15 protein-coding genes and 1 pseudogene are annotated in these 20331 nt (G+C 72.6%); 6 read left to right on the top strand and 10 right to left on the bottom strand.

What is annotated here, in order from left to right:
* Positions 1–246: 246 nt before the first annotated feature.
* The 3 genes from hemW to lepA all read right to left on the bottom strand — a co-directional run bounded on the left by hemW (position 247) and on the right by lepA (position 5558).
* Positions 247–1479 (bottom strand): radical SAM family heme chaperone HemW, encoded by a 1233-nt coding sequence (gene hemW / locus ACIBEA_RS34550; RefSeq protein ID WP_399267137.1) that lies wholly within the window; start codon positions 1477–1479, stop codon positions 247–249.
* 90 nt (positions 1480–1569) lie between these two features.
* A complete protein-coding gene (locus ACIBEA_RS34545) occupies positions 1570–3459 on the bottom strand; it encodes an AMP-dependent synthetase/ligase (protein ID WP_399267136.1) in 1890 nt (629 codons plus the stop codon).
* A 233-nt stretch (positions 3460–3692) separates the two neighbouring features.
* Positions 3693–5558, bottom strand: a complete 1866-nt coding sequence (gene lepA / locus ACIBEA_RS34540) for a translation elongation factor 4 (protein ID WP_399267135.1) — start codon at positions 5556–5558, stop codon at positions 3693–3695.
* A gap of 243 nt (positions 5559–5801) precedes the next feature.
* On the opposite strand from lepA, the gene rpsT reads away from it, so the two are divergent.
* From rpsT to ACIBEA_RS34515, 5 genes are all read left to right on the top strand, one after another.
* The gene (gene rpsT / locus ACIBEA_RS34535; RefSeq protein ID WP_399267134.1) at positions 5802–6068 is read left to right on the top strand and encodes a 30S ribosomal protein S20; all 267 of its coding nucleotides are present in this window, start codon (positions 5802–5804) and stop codon (positions 6066–6068) included.
* A gap of 324 nt (positions 6069–6392) precedes the next feature.
* The gene (locus ACIBEA_RS34530) at positions 6393–7133 is read left to right on the top strand and encodes a DUF6879 family protein (RefSeq protein ID WP_399267133.1); all 741 of its coding nucleotides are present in this window, start codon (positions 6393–6395) and stop codon (positions 7131–7133) included.
* The gene (locus tag ACIBEA_RS34525) at positions 7130–7972 is read left to right on the top strand and encodes a helix-turn-helix domain-containing protein (RefSeq protein WP_399267132.1); all 843 of its coding nucleotides are present in this window, start codon (positions 7130–7132) and stop codon (positions 7970–7972) included. Before ACIBEA_RS34530 ends, ACIBEA_RS34525 begins: the two co-directional genes overlap by 4 nt.
* Positions 7973–8058: 86 nt before the next feature.
* On the top strand, positions 8059–8487 hold the full coding sequence (locus ACIBEA_RS34520) for a hypothetical protein (protein ID WP_399267131.1): 429 nt from the start codon (positions 8059–8061) through the stop codon (positions 8485–8487).
* Positions 8484–8786 carry a hypothetical protein gene (locus tag ACIBEA_RS34515; RefSeq protein WP_399267130.1) on the top strand — a complete coding sequence of 101 codons (303 nt, stop codon included), beginning with the start codon at positions 8484–8486 and terminating at the stop codon, positions 8784–8786. The genes ACIBEA_RS34520 and ACIBEA_RS34515 overlap by 4 nt, the downstream gene beginning before the upstream one ends.
* A 25-nt stretch (positions 8787–8811) precedes the next feature.
* Here the strand turns inward: ACIBEA_RS34515 and holA are convergent, their stop codons facing one another.
* Positions 8812–9810: a DNA polymerase III subunit delta gene (gene holA / locus ACIBEA_RS34510; RefSeq protein ID WP_399267129.1), complete on the bottom strand. Its 999-nt coding sequence runs from the start codon at positions 9808–9810 to the stop codon at positions 8812–8814.
* A gap of 43 nt (positions 9811–9853) precedes the next feature.
* On the opposite strand from holA, the gene ACIBEA_RS34505 reads away from it, so the two are divergent.
* A complete protein-coding gene (locus ACIBEA_RS34505) occupies positions 9854–10114 on the top strand; it encodes a hypothetical protein (protein ID WP_354380212.1) in 261 nt (86 codons plus the stop codon).
* A gap of 47 nt (positions 10115–10161) precedes the next feature.
* Here the strand turns inward: ACIBEA_RS34505 and ACIBEA_RS34500 are convergent, their stop codons facing one another.
* From ACIBEA_RS34500 to leuS, 6 genes and pseudogenes are all read right to left on the bottom strand, one after another.
* A complete protein-coding gene (locus ACIBEA_RS34500; protein WP_399267128.1) occupies positions 10162–11046 on the bottom strand; it encodes a YceI family protein in 885 nt (294 codons plus the stop codon).
* A 148-nt stretch (positions 11047–11194) separates the two neighbouring features.
* Positions 11195–13582 (bottom strand): annotated as a pseudogene (locus ACIBEA_RS34495) (ComEC/Rec2 family competence protein); the annotation flags it as partial.
* Entirely contained in the window at positions 13579–14583 is a 1005-nt protein-coding gene (locus tag ACIBEA_RS34490) for a helix-hairpin-helix domain-containing protein (protein WP_399267127.1), read from the bottom strand. The pseudogene ACIBEA_RS34495 and the gene ACIBEA_RS34490, both read right to left, overlap by 4 nt.
* A 101-nt stretch (positions 14584–14684) precedes the next feature.
* Positions 14685–15530, bottom strand: coding sequence for a DegV family protein (locus ACIBEA_RS34485; protein ID WP_399267126.1), 846 nt, complete (start codon positions 15528–15530; stop codon positions 14685–14687).
* 856 nt (positions 15531–16386) lie between these two features.
* The gene (locus ACIBEA_RS34480) at positions 16387–17109 is read right to left on the bottom strand and encodes a hypothetical protein (protein WP_399267125.1); all 723 of its coding nucleotides are present in this window, start codon (positions 17107–17109) and stop codon (positions 16387–16389) included.
* A 152-nt stretch (positions 17110–17261) separates the two neighbouring features.
* Complete coding sequence (gene leuS / locus ACIBEA_RS34475; RefSeq protein WP_399267124.1) at positions 17262–20132, bottom strand: leucine--tRNA ligase; 2871 nt, start codon at positions 20130–20132, stop codon at positions 17262–17264.
* Positions 20133–20331 lie beyond the last annotated feature (199 nt).

Raw genomic sequence — 20331 nt, 5'->3', positions numbered from 1 at the left:
GCGGGGCCGACCCCGGGGTGCCCCCCCCCCACGCCCCGCCCGGCCCCGCCCCCGCCCGGGGGGGGGGCGGGGCCCCCGCGCGCGGGGGGCGCCTCAAACGCCGGCGAGGCTGAATTGGCGGCGCCCAGAGCCGGCGGGGCCGAGATGGCAGCGCCCCAAGCCGGCGAGGCTGAAATGGCGGCACCCGGAGCCGGCGAGGCTGAGATGGCAGCACCCAGAGCCGGCGGGGCCGACAGGCCGGCCGGGTCAGTCGACCAGGTCGCGGACCACCGCGTCGGCCAGCAGCCGCCCCCGCAGGGTCAGCACCGCGCGCCCCGCCTCGTACGGCCCGGCCTCCAACAGCCCGTCGGACAGCGCCCGCCCGGCCGCCGCGAGCCCGGCCGGAGCCAGCAGGGACAACGGGCACCCCTCCCGCAGCCGCAGCTCCAGCAGGATCCGTTCGACCCGCCGGTCCTCCGCGGACAGCAGCTCGCGCCCGGCCCCGGGCGACCGCCCCGCCGCCAGCGCGCCCGCATAGGCACCGGGGTGCTTCACGTTCCACCACCGCACCCCGCCGACGTGCGAGTGCGCACCCGGCCCCGCGCCCCACCAGTCCGCCCCGCGCCAGTACAGCTCGTTGTGCAGGCAGCGCCCGGCCTCGGTCGTGGCCCAGTTGGAGACCTCGTACCAGTGGAAGCCGGCCTCCGCCATGACGGAGTCCGCGATCAGGTAGCGGTCGGCGTGCACGTCGTCGTCGGTCATCGGGACCTCGCCCCGGCGGATCCGCCGCGCCAGCTGCGTGCCCTCCTCGACGATCAGCGCGTAGGCGCTGATGTGGTCCGGCCCGGCGCCCAGCGCGGCGTCCAGCGTGGCCCGCCAGTCGTCGTCCGATTCCCCGGGGGTGCCGTAGATCAGGTCGAGGTTGACGTGCTCGAAGCCGGCCGCCCGCGCCTCCGCCACGCACGCCTCGGGGCGACCGGGGGTGTGCGTGCGGTCCAGGACCTTCAGGACGTGCTGCTTGGCGCTCTGCATGCCGAAGGAGACGCGGTTGAAGCCGCCGGCCCGCAGCTCGGCGAGGTACGCCGGGTCGACCGAGTCCGGGTTCGCCTCGGTCGTGATCTCGGCGTCCTCGGCCAGGCCGAACTCGTCCCGGATCGCCGCGAGCATCCGGACCAGGTCCGCGGCGGGCAGGAGCGTGGGCGTACCGCCGCCGACGAAGACCGTGCGGACGGACCGCGGGTCGTCGCCGAGCACCCTGCGGGCGAGGCGGACCTCGTCGATGAGGGTGTCGGCGTAGTTCTCGCGGGAGGCCAGGACGCCTCCGGTGCCGCGCAGCTCGGTGGCGGTGTAGGTGTTGAAGTCGCAGTAGCCGCAGCGCGTGGCGCAGTACGGGACGTGCAGGTAGAACCCGAGCGGCCGGTCCGCCGCACCCGCCAGGGCGTGCGACGGCAGCGAGCCGTCTTCGGGCATGGGTTCCCCGTCGGGGAGGGCGGAAGGCATGCCCCCATTGTCCCGCACGCCGACCCCTGACGGGCCCGGCGTGCGGGCGCCCCGGTCCCGGGGCCGGTGGCGGTGGGTTCCCGGTCGGTGTCAGGCCTCGTTCGAGCCCGCGTACATCTCGTCGATGAGCGCCTTGAACTCGCGCTCGACGACCGGCCGCTTCAGCTTGAGGCTGGGCGTGAGGTCGCCGTGCTCGACGTCGAGGTCGCGCGGGAGCAGCCGGAAGGTCTTGACCGTCTGCCAGCGCTGGAGGCCCTCGTTCAGGGTCTGTACGTACGTCTCGACCAGGCGCTTGGTCTCGGCCGCGGCCACGACCTCGCCGTACGTCTTGCCCTCCAGCCCGTTCTCGGCGGCCCAGCCGAGGATGGCGGGGCCGTCGAGGGCGATGAGCGCGGAGCAGAAGTTCCGGTCGGCGCCGTGGACGACGATGTTGGAGACGTAGGGGCAGATCGCCTTGAAGCGGCCCTCGACCTCGGCGGGGGCGACGTACTTCCCGCCCGAGGTCTTGATCAGGTCCTTCTTGCGGTCGGTGATGCGCAGGTAGCCGTCGGGGGACAGCTCGCCGATGTCGCCGGTGTGCAGCCAGCCGTCCGCTTCGAGCACCTCGGCGGTCTTGTCGGGCTGGTTGTGGTAGCCCTCCATGATTCCGGGGCCGCGGAGCAGGATCTCGCCGTCGTCGGCGATGCGGACCTCGGTGCCGGGGAGCGGCTTGCCGACGGTGCCGGTGCGGTAGGCCTCGCCGGGGTTGACGAAGCTGGCCGCGCTGGACTCCGTCAGGCCGTAGCCCTCCAGGATGTTGATGCCGGCGCCGGAGAAGAAGTAGGCGATCTCGGGGGCGAGGGCGGCGGAGCCGGAGACGGCGGCGCGCAGGTGGCCGCCGAAGGCGTCGCGGAGCTTGGAGTAGACGAGCGCGTCGGCCACGCGGTGCTTGGCGGTGAGGGCGAGGGGGGCCTTGGCCTGACCGGTGCGGCGGAAGTTGTCCTGGGTGACCTTGGCGTATTCGCGGGCGACGGCGGCCGCCCACTTGAAGATCTTGTACTTGGCGCCGCCGGCGGCCCGCGCCTTGGCCGCGACCCCGTTGTAGACCTTCTCGAAGATGCGCGGGACGGCCGCCATGTAGGTCGGCTGGACGATCGGCAGGTTCTCGATGATCTTGTCGATCCGGCCGTCGACGGCCGTGACGTGTCCCACCTCGATCTGGCCGGAGGTGAGCACCTTGCCGAAGACGTGCGCCAGCGGCAGCCACAGGTACTGGACGTCGTCCGCGGAGATCATGCCGGTGGCCACGGTGGCCTTGGCCATGTACGACCAGTTGTCGTGCGGCAGCCGCACGCCCTTGGGGCGGCCCGTGGTGCCGGAGGTGTAGATGAGCGTGGCGAGCTGGTCGGCGGTGATCGCCTCGATCCGCTCCCGGACGGCTTCGGGGTGCTCGGCGAGGTGCGCGGCGCCGCGCGCTTCGAGGTCGGCGAGGGAGAGCACCCAGTCCTGCGGGTCCCCCTCGGCCGCGAGCGCGTCGGCCGCCTCCAGCACGATGACGTGGGCCAGGCCGGGGAGGTCGGCGCGGTGCGCGCGGGCCTTCGCGAGCTGGGCGGCGTCCTCGGCGATCAGCACCCGGCTGTCGGAGTCGGCGAGGATGAACGCCGACTCCTCGCCGTTGGTGCTCGGGTAGATGGTGGTGGTCGCGGCTCCCGCGCACATCACGCCGAGGTCGGCGAGGATCCACTCGACGCGGGTGCTGGAGGCGAGGGCGACGCGCTCCTCGGACCGTACGCCGAGGGTGACCAGGCCGGCGGCGATGGCGAAGACCCGTTCGGCCGCCTGCCCCCAGCTGAGCGACTTCCACTCGTCCGGTCCCCGGCCCGGGGCCGCGATGACCGGATAGCGGTAGGCCTCGCCGTTCGGAGTCGCGGCGACGCGCTCGAGGAAGAGGGCCGCCACGGTGGGGGGGCGGTTCTCGATCATGGTCTGTGTGTCGCTCACGACATCCTCCGTACCGGTCCACGCGGCAGGGCGTGAAGACGTGGGGACTGGCGGGTTTCTTGTGACTGGCGAGTAACCAACGAGCAGTGATCAGAGTAGATGGCCGCCCCACCGGTGCGTAAGGGCCGGCGGGCGGCCGGTTCATAACGAAACGGGCCCCCGCGCGCGTGCGCGGGAACCCGTTCCGTCGACCGGGGCGAGGCTGCTGCTCCTCCTCGCACCGCTTCTGCGTACTACTTCTTCTTGCCGCCGGAGTCGTCGCTGGACAGCACCGCGATGAAGGCCTCCTGGGGGACCTCCACGGAGCCGACCATCTTCATCCGCTTCTTGCCTTCCTTCTGCTTCTCCAGCAGCTTCCGCTTACGGGAGATGTCACCGCCGTAGCACTTGGCGAGGACGTCCTTGCGGATGGCGCGGATGGTCTCGCGGGCGATGACGCGCGAGCCGACGGCCGCCTGGATCGGGATCTCGAAGGCCTGCCGCGGGATGAGCTCGCGCAGCTTGGCGACGAGGCGCACGCCGTAGGCGTAGGCGGCGTCCTTGTGACAGACGGCGGAGAAGGCGTCGACCTTGTCGCCGTGCAGCAGGATGTCGACCTTGACCAGGCTGCCGGACTGCTCGCCGGTGGGCTCGTAGTCGAGGGAGGCGTAACCGCGCGTCTTGGACTTCAGCTGGTCGAAGAAGTCGAAGACGATCTCCGCGAGCGGGAGGGTGTAGCGGATCTCGACCCGGTCCTCGGAGAGGTAGTCCATCCCGAGGAGGGTGCCGCGGCGCTGCTGGCAGAGCTCCATGATGGCGCCGATGAACTCGGAGGGCGCGAGCAGGGTGGCCCGCACGACCGGCTCGAACACGTCCGAGATCTTGCCCTCGGGGAACTCGCTCGGGTTGGTGACGTCGACTTCCTTGCCGTCCTCCATGACGACCCGGTAGACCACGTTCGGCGCGGTGGCGATCAGATCGAGGCCGAACTCGCGCTCCAGGCGCTCGCGGACCACGTCCAGGTGCAGCAGGCCGAGGAAGCCGACGCGGAAGCCGAAGCCCAGCGCGGCCGAGGTCTCCGGCTCGTAGACGAGCGCGGCGTCGTTGAGCTGGAGCTTGTCCAGGGCCTCGCGCAGGTCCGGGTACTCGGAGCCGTCGAGCGGGTACAGGCCCGAGAAGACCATCGGCCTCGGGTCCTTGTAGCCGCCGAGGGCCTCGGTCGCACCGTTGTGCAGGCTGGTGATGGTGTCACCGACCTTGGACTGACGGACGTCCTTCACGCCGGTGATGATGTAGCCCACCTCGCCGACGCCGATGCCGTCGGACGGGGTCATCTCCGGGGACGAGACGCCGATCTCCAGCAGCTCGTGCGTGGCGCCCGTGGACATCATCCGGATGCGCTCGCGCTTGTTGAGCTGGCCGTCGACCACACGGACGTACGTCACGACGCCGCGGTAGGAGTCGTAGACCGAGTCGAAGATCATCGCGCGGGCGGGGGCTTCCTTGACGCCCACCGGAGCCGGAACGGTCGCGACGATCTTGTCGAGCAGGACGTCCACGCCGACACCGGTCTTCGCGGAGACGCGCAGCACGTCCTCGGGCTGGCAGCCGACCAGGTTCGCGAGCTCCTCGGCGAACTTCTCCGGCTGGGCGGCCGGCAGGTCGATCTTGTTCAGCACCGGGACGATCGCGAGGTCCTTCTCCATCGCCAGGTACAGGTTGGCGAGGGTCTGTGCCTCGATGCCCTGGGCGGCGTCCACGAGGAGGACCGTGCCCTCGCACGCGGCGAGGGAGCGGGAGACCTCGTAGGTGAAGTCGACGTGACCGGGGGTGTCGATCATGTTCAGGATGTGCGTGCTGCCCTGGTCGGGGCCGCCGCTGGGGGCCCAGGGCAGACGGACCGCCTGCGACTTGATCGTGATGCCGCGCTCACGCTCGATGTCCATGCGGTCGAGGTACTGGGCGCGCATCTGCCGAGAGTCGACGACGCCGGTGAGCTGGAGCATCCGGTCGGCGAGGGTCGACTTGCCATGGTCGATGTGCGCGATGATGCAGAAGTTGCGGATCAGCGCCGGGTCGGTACGGCTCGGCTCGGGCACGTGGCTAGGGATCGCGGGCACGCAGTGTCCTGATTCTCGGGTCGCAGTCGGAAGCGTTGTCAGCGCGGAAGTCTGATCTCGTCGCCCTCATCGGCGCGATGTCGGATCTATACGCAGACTCCCATGGTCCCATGGCCGACGCAGTGCGGCCGGTTTGGGCCGGTCGGAGCACGGCTGGTAGCCTGGGCAGCTGTGTGTCGTATGCCCTCTCAGCAGACGGCACACAATCCGAAGATCAAACTCTGAACCTGAAAAGGCTCTTTCGTGGCGAACATCAAGTCCCAGATCAAGCGGAACAAGACCAACGAGAAGGCGCGCCTGCGTAACAAGGCCGTCAAGTCGTCGCTCAAGACCGCGATCCGCAAGGCCCGCGAGGCCGCCGCCGCCGGTGACGTCGAGAAGGCCACCGTGGCTTCTCGCGACGCTTCGCGTGCGCTCGACAAGGCTGTCTCGAAGGGCGTCATCCACAAGAACGCCGCCGCCAACAAGAAGTCGGCGCTGGCCACCAAGGTTGCCGCCCTGCAGGGCTGAGCTTTCTGATGTGAACGCCGGAAAGGACCCAGCGGGCCCTCTCTCCCGCTCCTGACCGGCACCCCGCGCCGCACACGGCCTGCGTTCGCCACGCGGGTGCGGCGCACAACAGCACCAATCGAAGGCCCCGGCGGCCCCCCTTCCCCAGGGGAGCCACCGGGGCCTTCGCACGTCCCGGCCCGGGGGAACGGGAGCCGGGCCCTTCGCTTCGTTGCGCGCAACACCCCACGAACCCGCTCCGCTCGCAATCTGCGGCAATCGACCCCCGCCACGGTCCGGAGCCCACCATCCTGGAGCCCCAACCAGCCAGGACGGAGCACCACCATGACCCTGCGGTTCATCGGCACCACCAGCGCCGACGGCGACTGTCCCACCTTGTACGAGGTCGAGGGCACAGCGGAGATCCTCGTACAGGGCGACCGGGTCACCGACCCCGAGCTCCTTGCCCGGATCCGCGACGTGAAGCCGTCCGAAACGTTCGTGACCGTCCCCCGGGATCTGCTGACCCGGTTCGCACCGCGCGCCGAGCCCCGCGAGATGATCCCGTTCTCCGAGATCAGCCACATGTTCAGCGAGTTCGAGCACACCGCGTGGCGACTGGAGACCCGCCGGGGCTACGCCACCGACCGCCACAGCCCGAAGTGGAACCGGTGGAAGGCGGGCGCCGACGTCGCCGCGGAGCCGCTCGACCCCTGGCGGGAGAACGTGGCCGCGGCCGCGGCCGAGGGGCGCCGGTTCGAACGGGTCCGGCTTGTCGACGAGCCGCTGACCGAGGGACAGTCGTACCTCCTGGCCTCCGGCCTGGGAAACGTGGCCGCCGGTGAGGACATTCGGAACCTTCCCCGCTCCGAAGCTGAACGCCTTGGACTGCCGGATTGGGATTTCTGGCTGTTCGACTCCCGCGTCCTGGCCCGGTTCGTGTTCGGCGAGGACGACAGCACCCTGGGTGTGATCCTCAGCGAGGACCCGGTCGACATCGCCGCCGCCTGCCAAGCCCGGGACGCTGCCTGGCACCACGCGATCCCCACAACCGAATTCGCGCAGCGGGTACGTTCTCCTGCGTGACGACCGACTTCCAGCGCGGCCGCGAGGCCCTCGGCGCCCGGCTCCAGGAGCTGCGCGTCGAGGCCGGCCTCGACGGCAAGGGTCTCGCCGAGCGCCTCGGCTGGCACCGTAGCAAGGTGAGCCGGGTGCAGAGCGGCAAGCAGACCCCCACGCTCGCGGACCTTGAGGCGTGGGCCGAGGCCACGGGCCGACCGGGCGCCGCGGGCGAGCTGAAGGGGCGTCTCGCGGGAGTCGAGCTGCACTATCGGTCATGGCGTCGCCAGCTCGCCTCGGGCCACCGCGCTCGGCAGGAGCGGGCCATCGCCGAGACCGTGTCGACGACGGTGATCCGCGGCGTGGAAATGGTGCGGATCCCGGGGTTGTTCCAAACACCCGACTACGCCAGGCACACCTTCGCCGCCAGCGCGGAGTTCCGCCGGACACCGCGCGACGTCGAAGACGCCGTACGGGCGCGCATCCGGCGGCAGGAGGCTCTCTACGCCCCGGGCAAGAGCTTCAAGTTCCTGCTGTGGGAAGGCGCCCTGTACGCGCGCACGACCCCGCCCGCCGTGCACGCCGCACAGATGGACCGGCTCATCAGCCTCGTGGGCCTGGACACGGTGGAACTCGGCGTTGTCCCGTTCACCGCGGACCTGCGCCGGACGCCCTCGCACGGCTTCTGGATCTATGACCGGCGCTTGGTCATCGTGGAGACCATCAGCACGGAGATGTGGCTCGACGACGAGGAGTCGATCCAGCTCTACGAACGGGCCTGGTCCGGCTTCGCCGAGTCGGCCGTCTACGGCCCGTCGGCCCAGCGTCTCCTCAGCCGTGTACGGGGCGCCCTCGACATGGCGTGAACAATCCGGCTGTACCTACGGACTCGCCCCAGCAATCCGGCGCAACCGGCCGGACGCGGCACCGTGTCCGTTCCTAACGTGCGGCCATGGCAAGGGAAGAGCAGGCCGGCCCGGTGGAGTTCCCCGTCCTCACCGGTGGCTGGTGCGACTGGCACGACGGGCCGTCGGGCACCTCGTTGGTGGTCCAGTGGGGGGAATCGAACTCCGGACCCCCCAAGCCCCTGTACGCGTGCGCACCGTGCCGCGCACGGCGGGGACCGGCGCCCGAGGTGCCGCCCGCTTGCAGGGAGGCGCCCCTGCCTTCCGTGGGCGACCTCTCCACCGAGCGGCTCCAGGGCCGGGCGTGCGCGGCCTGCGGGGCACCGCTGACCACCGATCGCGCGTATCGCGGGGCGGTCCTCGTCCAGCAGGACGGGTACGGCCTCGACTTCGACTTGTGGTGCTGCCCTCCGGCGCTCCCGCATGCCCAGGCCCGGGCCCATGCCCAGGCCCGGGCCTCCGAGGAGATTTCATGATCACTATTGACTTCGAGGTCACTCGCACGGATGTGGTGACCTGCGAGGCCTGCTGGCGCGCGCCGGTCGTCGCCGCCCGCGTCAGGCAGGGCGTTCGTGATCTGCTCTGCGTGCCCTGCGCGGAAGCCGGCTGTCCCGCGCGGGTCGAGCTGTTCCCGCCACTGGGCGTGTACGGGCTCACCGCGGCGAAGGCGACCATGGGTAAACACGCGGGCGGACCGCCGCAGCTGCCGCCCGACCCCGGCCCGGCGCTCCCGTCGCCGCCGCCGACCCCCACCCCCGGTCGGCCTCCCGTGTAGACCTGCCCGGGCCCTGGGCCCGGGGTCAGTGGTTGGGCTGGCGGGGGCGGGCGGCGCGGGCCACCGCGACGACCGCCTTCTCCAGCGCGTACGCCGCGTCGTCACCGCCGCCCTTGACGCCCGCGTCGGCGTCCGCGACGGCCCGCAGGGCCTCCGAGACGCCGTCCGCCGACCAGCCGCGCATCTGCTGCCGGACCCGGTCGATCTTCCAGGGCGGCATGCCGAGGTCGCGCGCGAGGTCGCCGGGGCGGGCCCCGCGGGGGGCCGAGGCCAGCTTGCCGATCGCGCGGACCGCCTGGGCCAGTGCGCTGGTGATCAGGACCGGCGCCACCCCGGTGGACAAGGACCAGCGCAGGGCCTCCAGGGCCTCGGCCGCGCGGCCCTCGACCGCGCGGTCCGCGACGGTGAAGCTGGAGGCTTCCGCCCGGCCCGTGTAGTAGCGGCCGACCACGGCCTCGTCGATGACTCCGTCGACGTCCGCGCACAGCTGGGCCGCCGCGCTCGCCAGCTCCCGCAGATCGCTGCCGATGGCGTCGACCAGGGTCTGGCACGCCTCCGGGGTCGCCGACCGGCCCAGGGTCCGGAACTCGCCCCGTACGAACGAGAGCCGGTCCGCCGCCTTCGTCATCTTCGGGCAGGCGACCTCCCGGGCACCCGCCTTGCGGGCCGCGTCCAGCAGGCCCTTGCCCTTGACGCCTCCCGCGTGGAGGAGGACGAGGACGATCTCCTCGTAGGGCGCGCCGAGGTACGCCTTGACTTCCTTGACCGTGTCCGCGGACAGGTCCTGCGCATTGCGCACGATCAGGACCTTGCTCTCGGAGAAGAGCGAAGGGCTCGTCAGCTCGGCCAGCGTGCCGGGCTGGAGCTGCTCGGACGCGAGGTCGCGCACGTCGGTGTCGGAGTCGGCGGCCCGGGCGGCCGCCACCACCTCCCGCACCACGCGGTCGAGGAGCAGGTCCTCCTGGCCCACCGCGAGGGTGAGCGGGGCGAGCGGATCGTCGGTTGAGTTCTTCCTGGTGGCCATCGCCTCCAGCATCCCACGCCGCACTGACAGCGCCCCGCCCCGCATGCCGGAGAATGTTCCGGTGAACCTGCGACATGTACTGGTCCTGCCCGACCGCGACGCCGCCGACGAAGTGGCCCGGGAGCTGGTCGACCGCTTCGGCCTGCCCGAGGAGCCACAGCTGGTCCGTGAGGCACTGGCCGGCGAGGACGACGCCGAGGACGCCCAGTGGCTCGTGGTCGTCGAGGACCCGAAGGAACTCCTCGACACCACGGCCCTGGACGACCTCGCCGCCGACCACGACGGCTGGCTCGAAGCCCCGTAACCCTGCGCCGCACGACCCGCAGCCCCGGGCACGGCGGCCGTCCGGACCTATGCCTTGTGGACGATCTGGACGTCGAGTTTGACCTCGACGCTCATGCCGATCGCCGCGATGCCGTGTGCCAGCATCGACTGCCAGTTCAGGGTGAAGTCCTCGCGGTGCAGCTCGACCGTGGCCCGACACGCGGCCCGGGTCTCCCCTTCCAGGCCGGTGCCCACCCCCAGGTACTGGGCGTCCAGGGTGACGGAGCGGCTGACGCCGTGCAGGGTGAGGGCTCCGGCCACGGCCCACCGGGTGCCGCTGCGGTGGATGAAGCGCTCGCTGTAGAACTCCACCGTCGGGTGGCGCTGCGCGTCCAGGAAGTCCGCCGAGCGCAGGTGGTCGTCGCGCAGCCGGACCCCGGTGTCGATGCTCGCCGTGTCCATGATCACGTGCATGGAGGAGTCCTCCATGCGGTCGGCTATCCGCACCGCACCGGCGAAGGTGTTGAACCGGCCGTGGATACGGGCCAGGCCGATGTGGCGGGCCGTGAAGCCGATGGAGGAGTGCGCGGGGTCCAACTCCCAGTGCCCGGGCTGCGGCAGCAACGGCGGCTCGATGGAGTCGAGCACGATCTCCGCCGGGCCCTGCTGCGGAGCCCCTTCCCCGACGATCGTCGCCCCGTGGTACGGCGCGTACCCCTCGGCCGTGACGGCCAGCCGGTACTCCCCCTCCGGGACCGCTGCGATGAACCCGCCGTAGGGGTCGGTCTCCCCGCTGACGATCCGTCGGCCGATCGGATCGGTGACCTCGAACCGGGCCTGACGGACCGGCTGGTGAACGGTGTCGAGGACCCGGCAGCTGAGCAGACCCGCCATCGGCGGCAGCGTCAGCGTCGCGGATCCGGGTGGGCCGGAACCCGCGCCCGTCTCCATACCCCGTCGGCGACTGAACATGGTCTATGCACCCCCGTGCGCTGTGTGGACTTGAGTGGTCTTGAATCGTTCTGGCGAAAACGCATTCGATCATGCTGCTGGGTTGGGGGCAAACAGAACGGTCACACCCGGTATGCCCGCGCCGCCCGCGCCGTCGACCGGCCGGAAATGCCCGTAGCCCCGGGCCCGCTCCGGTGATCGCCACCGAACCGTCGGTATCGGTGCGCAGTACGACCGCCCCCGCCGCCCGCAGGCGTGCGAGCGTGTCCGCCGCCGGGTGACCGTAGCGGTTCCGGGCTCCGACCGGAACGATCGCGATGCGTGCGGCGATCCTCGCCTGTAGCGCGGGGTCCTGGTGCGCGGAGCCGTGGTGGGCGACCTTGAGCACGTCCACGGGCCCCAGCAGCGGACGCTCCCTCAGCAATTGCCGTTGGGCGGCCGGTTCGAGGTCTCCGAGCAGGAGCAGCCGCAGCCCGGCGCTGTCGACCAGGAGGGTCACGCTGGCGTCGTTGGGGCCGTCGGGCGGTGGCCCCGCCCCCGGCCCGGCGGGCGGCGGCCAGAGCACCTCCCAGGACAAGGGACCGATCCGGCGCCGCTCCCCCGCCCGGGCCGCCTCCACCGCGATGCCCGCGGCCGCCGCGGTCCGCCGGACGAACTCGACCTGGCCCGGCGGTTCGGCCAGCGTGGTGGTCTGGATCACTCCGACCGCCCGTCCGCGCAGCACTCCGGCCAGCCCGCCCACGTGGTCCGCGTGGAAGTGCGTCAGGAGCAACAGCGGCACGCGCCGCACCCCCAGAGCCCGCAGGCACGCGTCCACCGGGCCGGGCTCCGGACCGGTGTCCACGACCACGGCCGTCCCCGGTCCCGCGGACAGCACGCCCGCGTCCCCCTGGCCCACCGCGCACTGCACGTAGCGCCACCCGGGCGGGGGCCAGCCGGTCAGGGTCCGGGTCAGCTGTGGGGGCCGCAGCAGGGCCAGGAGCAGGAGCAGGGCCGTCGCCGCACAGGCCCAGCGGTAGCGGCCCAGCCGCGCCACCAGCGCCACGACAACCAGGGTGACCACCGCCAGCAGCACGCCTCCGCCGATCCCGCCGGGCCAGGACAGCTCCGCCCCCGGCAGCCCCGCCCCCGTCCTGGCCACGGAGGCGATCCACCCGGCGGGCACCCCGGCGCACCAGGCGATCACCCGCGCGCCGTCCATCCACACCGGTGCGGCGGCGAGCGCGGCGAAGCCCAGGACCGTGGCGGGGCCGGCCGCGAGCTCGGCGAGCAGGTTGCACGGCACCGCCACCAGGCTCACCCGGGCCGCGAGCACCGCCACCACCGGCGAGCACACCGCCTGCGCGGCCGCGGCGGCGCCCAGCGCCTCGGCGAGCCGGAACGGCACCCCCCGGCGCCGCAGGGCTTCGCTCCAACGGGGAGCCAGGGTCAGCAGGGCTCCGGTGGCCAGGACCGAGAGCAGGAAGCCGTAGCTCCGCGCGAGCCACGGGTCGTAGAGCACGAGCAGCACGACGGCCGCGGCCAGGGCGGGGATCAGGGACCGGCGCCGCCCGGTGGCGAGGGCCAGCAGGGTGACCGCCCCGCAGGCGGCGGCCCGCAGCACGCTCGGCTCCGGCCGGCAGACCACCACGAAGGCCAGGGTCAGGGCCGTCCCGCCGAGGGCCGCCCCCCGCAGCGAGACCCCGAGCCGGGGCGCCAGACCGCGCCGCTCGGCGGACTGCGCGCTGCCCGCCGGGCCGATCAGCAGGAACAGGACCACGGTGAGGTTGGACCCGGACACCGCGAGCAGGTGCAGCAGGTCGGTCGCGCGGAAGGCGTCGTGCAGATCGGCCGGCACCCGGGCGGTGTCTCCGACCACCAGCCCCGGCAGCAGGGCCCGGGCGTCGGGCGCGAGGCCGTCGGTGGCCGTGCGCAGACCGGCCCGCAGCCGCCCCGCGAAGCGCTGCGCGAGGTCCGGGCCGGCGGTGATCGCGGGCGGGGCGTTCCCGGCCGGCCGCAGCAGGGCCACCGCCCGCTCCCCGGCGCGGGCCGGAGCCAGCCGGGCCGTGGTCCGCACCCGGGTCGAGGGCAGCAGCCGGGCCCACTCGGGGTGCGCCGCCATCACCAGCACGGGTGTGGTCACCCGCACCCGCCTCCCGTCCGGTCCCGTCACCCGGGTCACCTCGGCGTCCATGAGCAGCACCGGCGGACCGGCGCCGGTCCGGGCCCGCCGCGGGTCCGATCCGATCGTCAGCTCCGCGGTGACCACGGCCTGCTGCCGGGCGAGCCCGGCCACCGGACCGGAGCGGGCCCCGGCCCGCTCCAGACCGGCCACCGCGGCTCCGACCGCGGCGCAGAGCAGGACGGCCGCCACCGTGGTCCCGAGCGCCCACCGGCGCTCGTGACGGCGCCGCGCCACCCGCACGAGCACGCCCGCGCCCGCCGCCGCGAGCCCCACCCCGACGGCCGTCCGCACGGGCGGCGCGTCGAGGGCGAGCGCGGCCGCCGCCCAGGCGGCGAGGGCGGGCACCGCGAGCCGCAGGTCCACCGGGCCCGGGGGGCCGGTCGGCCGGTTCACGGCCGGACCAGGACGCGCAGGTCGGCGAAGCGCCGGTCGCCGATGCCGTTGACCTGGCGCAGTTCCTCCACGGAGCGGAAGCCCCCGCGCGCGGTGCGGTAGTCGACGATGTGCCGGGCCAGCACGGGGCCGACGCCGGGGAGTCCGTCCAGCTGCTCGACCGTCGCGGTGGCCAGACTCACCGGGCCGGGACCCTGACCGGGACCGCCCGGCGCGGGACCGCCCGGCGCGGGCTGCGCCGGAACGCCGACGAGCACCTGCTCGCCGTCCAGCAGGATCCGGGCCCGGTTCAATCCGGAGGTGTCCGTGCCCGGCTGCACGCCCCCGGCGGCGGCCAGTGCGTCCTCGACCCGCGATCCGGCGGGCAGCCGCCGGACCCCCGGCTCCCGGACCTTGCCGCTGACGTCGACGACGATCCGGGCACCGGCGGAGGGCCCCGTAGCGGACGTGAACGGCGGAACCACGAACGGGACCGCCGGAGCCGGAGCCCGGGCCGGGCCGGTGGAGGCGGCGAACGGAACGGAGACGGCCCCGGCCGGGGCCAGCGGTGGAGCCGAGACGGCGGGTGCGGTCACCGGCTGCGGCCGCGCCGACCAGTACTGCTGCCCGGCGAACCCCACCGCGACGACCAGCACCACCGCGACGGCGCCCAGCGTCTTCGGTTCCCACCCGCAGCGCGTCTGCACCCACACCGGCATCCGCTCCCGCACCGCGAGCGCCCACCCGCTCCCGACGGGAGCGGGAACTGCCCCGGATACAGCCGTGGTGCCCGGCGGGCCGTCCCTCGGACCGCCCCTCGGGACACCCTGCGGGACGTCCGGCGGGGCCTCGCGGGCCGCGCCGGAGTCCAGTAGGGCCTCCGCACGGCGCCGCAGGGCGGGGGACGGCGGGACGGGTGTGCGGCGGCCGACACGGCGGCGGGTGCGGCCGTCGGAGGCGTAGGAGCGGCCCGGGCCACTGGTGGCTCCGGAGGACGGTGAGGTACGCGTGCGAAGAGTCATGCCGACGACGGTAGGGACGAATCCGCCGTCCCGTTCGGAGGCCCTGATTCCGGTGGACAGAACCTCCGTTGTGGATAACTCCGCCACTCCTGCGAGGGACGTCAGCGCGGCGAGACGACCGCCGCCAGCAGCCCCGGCCCGGTGTGCGCCCCGATCACCGCACCGACCTCGCTGACGTGCAGTTCCACCAGGCCCGGAATGCGCTCGCGGAGACGTTCCGCCAGTTTCTGGGCGCGCTCCGGGGCCGCGAGATGGTGCACGGCCACGTCCACGGCACCCGATCCGGCGCGTTCCACCGCCAGTTCTTCCAGGCGGGCGATGGCCTTGGACGCCGTGCGCACCTTCTCCAGCATCTCGATGCGCCCGCCCTCCAGCGTGAGCAGCGGTTTGACGGCGAGCGCCGAGCCCAGCAGGGCCTGGGCCGCGCCGATGCGGCCGCCGCGACGCAGGTAGTCGAGGGTGTCGACGTAGAAGTACGCGGACATGCCCGCCGCCCGCTTCTCGGCGGCGGCCACCGTCTCGTCGAGGGAGCCGGAGGCGTCGGCGACCTCGGCGGCGGCAAGGGCGCAGAAGCCGAGGGCCATGGCGACCATGCCGGTGTCGACCACGCGGACGGGCACGGGAGCGGTCCGCGCCGCCACCACGGCCGCGTCGTAGGTTCCGGAGAACTCGGCGGAGAGGTGCAGGCTGACGATGCCGCTCGCACCGGCGTCGGCCGCCGCCTGGTACGCCCTGACGAACTCCTCCGGGCTGGGCCGGGAGGTGGTGACCGGGCGGCGCTTCTGGAGGGCCGCGGCGAGGCTGCGGGCGGAGATTTCCGTGCCCTCTTCGAAGGCCTCGTCACCGAGGACCACGGTCAGTGGCACGGCGGTGATTCCGTGCCGCGCCATCGCCTGTTGGGGCAGGTAGGCCGTGGAATCGGTGATGATCGCGACATGGCGGGACATGAGCCGGAGGGTACCGGCAGCGGGCGGAGTCCGGCAGCCCGGTCCGGCGGGTGACCTGGCCGGTCGGGGTTGCGGGGCCGTGCGGTGGGGCCGTGCGGTGGGCGCCCAGCGGGACCTGCCCGCGCCGCGCCGCGCCGAAACACCGGCCGCAGCCGAGCGACCGGGCCCCGGGCCCGTACCCGACGTGTGGAGTCGAGTTGCTGCCTGCGGTGGCTTGGGGCCTCCGGCGGGCCCTCAATCGCCGGGCAGGCTCACTTCGGCCGAGGCACCGCCCGACCGTCGCACGAGCACCTCCGACACGCCCTCACACACCGGACAGGCTCACTTTGGCCAAGGCACCGCCCGACCGTCGCACGAGCACCTCCGACACGCCCTCAAGCGCCGGGCAGGCTTGCTTTGGCCGAGGTACACCGCCGGACCGGAGGGCCACCAGCACGCCCCCGAGCACCGGCCAGGCCGATCCTGACCGAGGCAGCGCCCGCCATGGCGCGGATGCCTCCGGCGGGCCCTCAAACGCCGGGCGGGCTACTTTTGGCCGGGACGCCACCCACAGCGGCAAGAACACTCCCAGCCCGCCCCGAACACCCGGCGGGCTGACTTTGACCAAGGCACCTCCCACAACGGCAAGGGCACTCCCAGCCGGCCCCGCACACCCGGCAGGCTGACTTTGACCACGCCACCTCCCACAACGGCAAGGGCACTCCCAGCCGGCCCCGCACACCCGGCAGGCTGACTTTGACCACGCCACCTCCCACAACGGCAAGGGCACTCCCAGCCGGCCCCGAACACCCGGCGGGCGGACTTTGGCCGAGGCGCCGCCCGCCCCGAGCACCGGGCAGGCCGGTTTGACCCGCGCTCAGGTGGTTGTTTCGGGTCGGACGGGGTGGGCGGTCTTCTCCCACGGGTAGCCGGTCCGCTCCGGAGGCTTCGGCAGGGCGGCCGCCGGGGCCTGCCCCCGCTCCGGGCCGGGAGGCGCGGGCGCGGGCGCGGCGGTCGGCTCGGCCGGCCATCCCGCCAGGTCGTCCACCGACTCTCGGGACCAGTCCCGCAGCGCCCCCGACTCGACCTCGATCTGCGCCGACAGCACGCTCAGGTCGTCCTCGGCGAACTTGCGGGCCCGGTCGCGCGCGGCCCAGCGCAGCGAGTCCGAGGCCTGGACGACGCGGTCGGCGCGCTCCCGCAGCTCCGGCAGGCGGTCGGCGATCCGCTTCTTGTCCGGCTCCTGCTCCAGCCGCTTCAGCTCGTCGTCCAGCTCGTGCCCGTGGGCGCTCAGCCGCTCGAAGAGGCCGATCGATTCCCTCAGCGAGGCATCCGTTTGCACGCCCTGGTACAGCGCCTGCTGCGTGGACCTCATCGACATCCGCAGGTCCAGCCGTATCTGGGCGAGCGCCCCGACCACGCCGACCTGGCCGAAGCTCCGCGCCTTCAAGCTGGTGTCCTCGACGGTCCGGCGCGCCTGCGTGATCGTGCGGTCGACGCCGCGCTTCGCCGCCCCGACGACCTTCACGGTGACCCACACGCCCAGTCCCAAGAAGGTGAACAGCACCATCAGGGCCATGATGATCAACGCGGCCTCCATGAGGCTCCCTTTCCCTGGACCGAATGGCTTTCCTCGCCCTCCCACCGTAAACGCCGCGGGCAGGCCAGGGGTTCCAATCGAACCCCCAACCTGCCCGTACGGGATGCCCCCTAGACCGCGTGCACCCAGAGCGATCAGAGCGATCAGAGCGATCAGATGACGATGTTCACCAGCTTCGGCGCGCGCACGATGACCTTGCGGATCTCGGCCCCGCCCAGCGCCTCGACCACGCCCGGGTCGGTCACCGCCAGCTGCTCCAGGTCCGCGTCCGAGATCGTCGGCGGCACCTCCAGCCGGGCCTTGACCTTGCCCTTGACCTGGACCACGCAGGTCACGCTCTCGTCGACGACGTACGCCGGGTCCGCGACGGGGAAGTCCTGGTGGACCACCGAGTCGGCGTGGCCCAGCCGGTGCCACAGCTCCTCCGCGATGTGCGGGGCCAGCGGCGCGACCAGCAGCACCAGCCGCTCGGCCACCGAGCGCTCCAGCGGCCGGCCGGCCTTGGTCAGGGCGTTGTTCAGCTCGGTGATCTTCGCGATCGCCGTGTTGAACCGCAGCGCGGCCAGGTCGGCGCCCGCGCCGTCGATCGCCTTGTGCAGCACGCGCAGCGTGTCCTCGGCCGGCTCGGCGTCGACCACGGTCACCGCGCCCGACTCCTCGTCCACGATGTTGCGCCACAGGCGCTGCAGCAGCCGGTACTGGCCGACGACGGCGCGCGTGTCCCACGGACGCGAGACGTCCAGCGGGCCCATCGCCATCTCGTACAGGCGCAGCGTGTCCGCGCCGTACTCCTCGCAGATCTCGTCCGGAGTGACGGCGTTCTTCAGGGACTTGCCCATCTTGCCCAGCTCGCGCTTGACCGGCTCGCCCTCGAAGAAGAACTTGCCGTCGCGCTCCTCGACCTCGGTGGCCGAGACCGGGAAACCGCGCGCGTCACGGTAGACGAACGCCTGGATCATGCCCTGGTTGTACAGCTTGTGGAACGGCTCGACCGAGGACACGTGGCCCAGGTCGAACAGCACCTTCGACCAGAAGCGCGCGTACAGCAGGTGCAGCACCGCGTGCTCGGCGCCGCCCACGTACAGGTCGACGCCGCCGTGCGGCTGGCCCTCGCGCGGACCCATCCAGTACTGCTCGACGGTCGGGTCGACCAGCGCCTCGGAGTTGTTCGGATCCAGGTAGCGCAGCTCGTACCAGCAGGAACCGGCCCAGTTCGGCATGGTGTTGGTCTCGCGGCGGTAGCGCCGGACGCCCTCGCCCCGGCCCAGGTCCAGCTCGACATGGACCCAGTCCGCCTTGCGCGACAGCGGGGTCTCCGGCTTGCTGGTGGCGTCGTCCGCCTCGAAGGTGCGCGGGGAGTAGTCCTCGACCTCGGGCAGTTCCAGCGGCAGCATCGACTCGGGCAGCGAGTGCGCGACGCCGTCCTCGTCGTAGACGATCGGGAAGGGCTCGCCCCAGTAGCGCTGGCGGCTGAACAGCCAGTCGCGCAGCCGGAAGTTGATCGTGCCCTCGCCGATGCCGCGCTCGGACAGCCAGTCGGTGATCTTCGCCTTGGCGTCGACGACGCCCAGACCGTCCAGGGACAGGCCCTCGCCCGTCGAGTTCACCAGGGCGGCGTCGTAGGAGGCGAACGCGTCGTCCCACTCGGCCGGGTCGGTGCCACGGCCGTCCGAGGGCTGCACCACACAGCGCATCGGCAGCTCGAAGGCGCGCGCGAAGGCGAAGTCACGGGTGTCGTGCGCCGGGACGGCCATGATCGCGCCGGTGCCGTAGCCCATCAGGACGTAGTCGGCGATGAAGACCGGGACCTGCTCGCCGCTGACCGGGTTGACCGCGTACGCGCCGGTGAAGACGCCGGTCTTCACCTTGGCGTCGGCCTGGCGCTCGACGTCCGACTTGGAGGCGGCCTGCTTGCGGTAGGCGGCGACGGCGTCGGCCGGAGTGGCGTGCCCGCCGGTCCAGACATCGTGCGTGCCCTCGGGCCAGGCGGCCGGGGTGATCTTCTCGACCAGCTCGTGCTCGGGCGCCAGCACCATGTACGTGGCGCCGAACAGGGTGTCGGGGCGGGTGGTGAAGACGGTGATCGCATCGTCGCCGACGGCGAAGTCGACCCGCGCGCCTTCGCTGCGCCCGATCCAGTTGCGCTGCTGCAGCTTGATGGCCTCGGGCCAGTCCAGCGCGTCCAGGTCGTCCAGCAGGCGGTCCGCGTAGGCGGTGATCCGCATGTTCCACTGGCTCAGCCGGGCCTTGAAGACGGGGAAGTTGCCGCGCTCGGAGCGGCCGTCGGCGGTGACCTCCTCGTTGGCCAGCACGGTGCCCAGGCCCGGGCACCAGTTCACGGGCGCGTCCGAGGCGTACGCCAGCCGGTACTCGTTCAGTACGTCGGCGCGCTCGCCGGCGGTCAGCGCGGCCCAGGTGCGGCCTCCCGGGACCTCACGGGAGCCGTCCTCGAAGGCGGCGATCAGCTCGGCGACCGGGCGGGCCTTGTTCGCCTCGGTGTCGTACCAGGAGTTGTAGATCTGCAGGAAGATCCACTGGGTCCACTTGTAGTAGTCCGGGTCGATCGTCGCGAAGGACCGGCGCTTGTCGTGGCCCAGGCCCAGGCGGCGCAGCTGGACCTTCATGTTCTCGATGTTCGCCTCGGTGGACACGCGCGGGTGCGTACCGGTCTGCACGGCGTACTGCTCGGCCGGCAGGCCGAAGGCGTCGAAGCCCAGGGTGTGCAGGACGTTGTGGCCGGTCATCCGCTGGTGGCGGGCGAAGACGTCGGTCGCGATGTACCCCAGCGGGTGGCCGACGTGCAGGCCCGCGCCGGAGGGGTACGGGAACATGTCCATGATGAACTTCTTGGGGCGTGCGACCACGGCCGCGTCCCCGGCCAGGTCACCCGTCGGGTTGGGGGCCTCGTAGGTCCCCTCCGCGTCCCATACGTCCTGCCAGCGTGCCTCGATGTCGGCGGCCATGGCAGCCGTGTAGCGGTGCGTCTCGACCGCCTCGGGGGCCGTGGTGTTCGTCTCGCTCATGATTCCTGAAGCTCCATCGATCGTCTCTGCCGTCTCTGCCTGACCAAACGAAAAAACCCCTCGCACAGGAGGGGGCGCCGCGCCGATGCCGACCGTCTCGCGGTCGGCGCTGTTCAGCGCGGCTCGGTAAGCAGGAGGCGTACGGCACGCATGGCGCCAGGGTACCGCAGGGGCCCCGACGCCCGCTCGGCCGTACCGC

The sequence above is a fragment of the Streptomyces sp. NPDC051555 genome (assembly GCF_044454405.1).
In the GTDB taxonomy this organism is placed as follows: domain Bacteria; phylum Actinomycetota; class Actinomycetes; order Streptomycetales; family Streptomycetaceae; genus Streptomyces.
This window is presented reverse-complemented; position numbering and strand designations above follow the sequence as displayed.

Coding starts and splice junctions, on each gene's coding strand:
- ACIBEA_RS34500 (WP_399267128.1), bottom strand. CDS start 11,046: ATGTTCAGTCGCCGACGGGGTATGGAGACGGGCGCGGGTTCCGGCCCA.
- ACIBEA_RS34480 (WP_399267125.1), bottom strand. CDS start 17,109: ATGGAGGCCGCGTTGATCATCATGGCCCTGATGGTGCTGTTCACCTTC.
- holA (WP_399267129.1), bottom strand. CDS start 9,810: ATGGCCACCAGGAAGAACTCAACCGACGATCCGCTCGCCCCGCTCACC.
- ACIBEA_RS34485 (WP_399267126.1), bottom strand. CDS start 15,530: ATGTCCCGCCATGTCGCGATCATCACCGATTCCACGGCCTACCTGCCC.
- hemW (WP_399267137.1), bottom strand. CDS start 1,479: ATGCCTTCCGCCCTCCCCGACGGGGAACCCATGCCCGAAGACGGCTCG.
- ACIBEA_RS34490 (WP_399267127.1), bottom strand. CDS start 14,583: ATGACTCTTCGCACGCGTACCTCACCGTCCTCCGGAGCCACCAGTGGC.
- ACIBEA_RS34505 (WP_354380212.1), top strand. CDS start 9,854: ATGCCGGAGAATGTTCCGGTGAACCTGCGACATGTACTGGTCCTGCCC.
- ACIBEA_RS34530 (WP_399267133.1), top strand. CDS start 6,393: ATGACCCTGCGGTTCATCGGCACCACCAGCGCCGACGGCGACTGTCCC.
- leuS (WP_399267124.1), bottom strand. CDS start 20,132: ATGAGCGAGACGAACACCACGGCCCCCGAGGCGGTCGAGACGCACCGC.
- ACIBEA_RS34520 (WP_399267131.1), top strand. CDS start 8,059: ATGGCAAGGGAAGAGCAGGCCGGCCCGGTGGAGTTCCCCGTCCTCACC.
- ACIBEA_RS34515 (WP_399267130.1), top strand. CDS start 8,484: ATGATCACTATTGACTTCGAGGTCACTCGCACGGATGTGGTGACCTGC.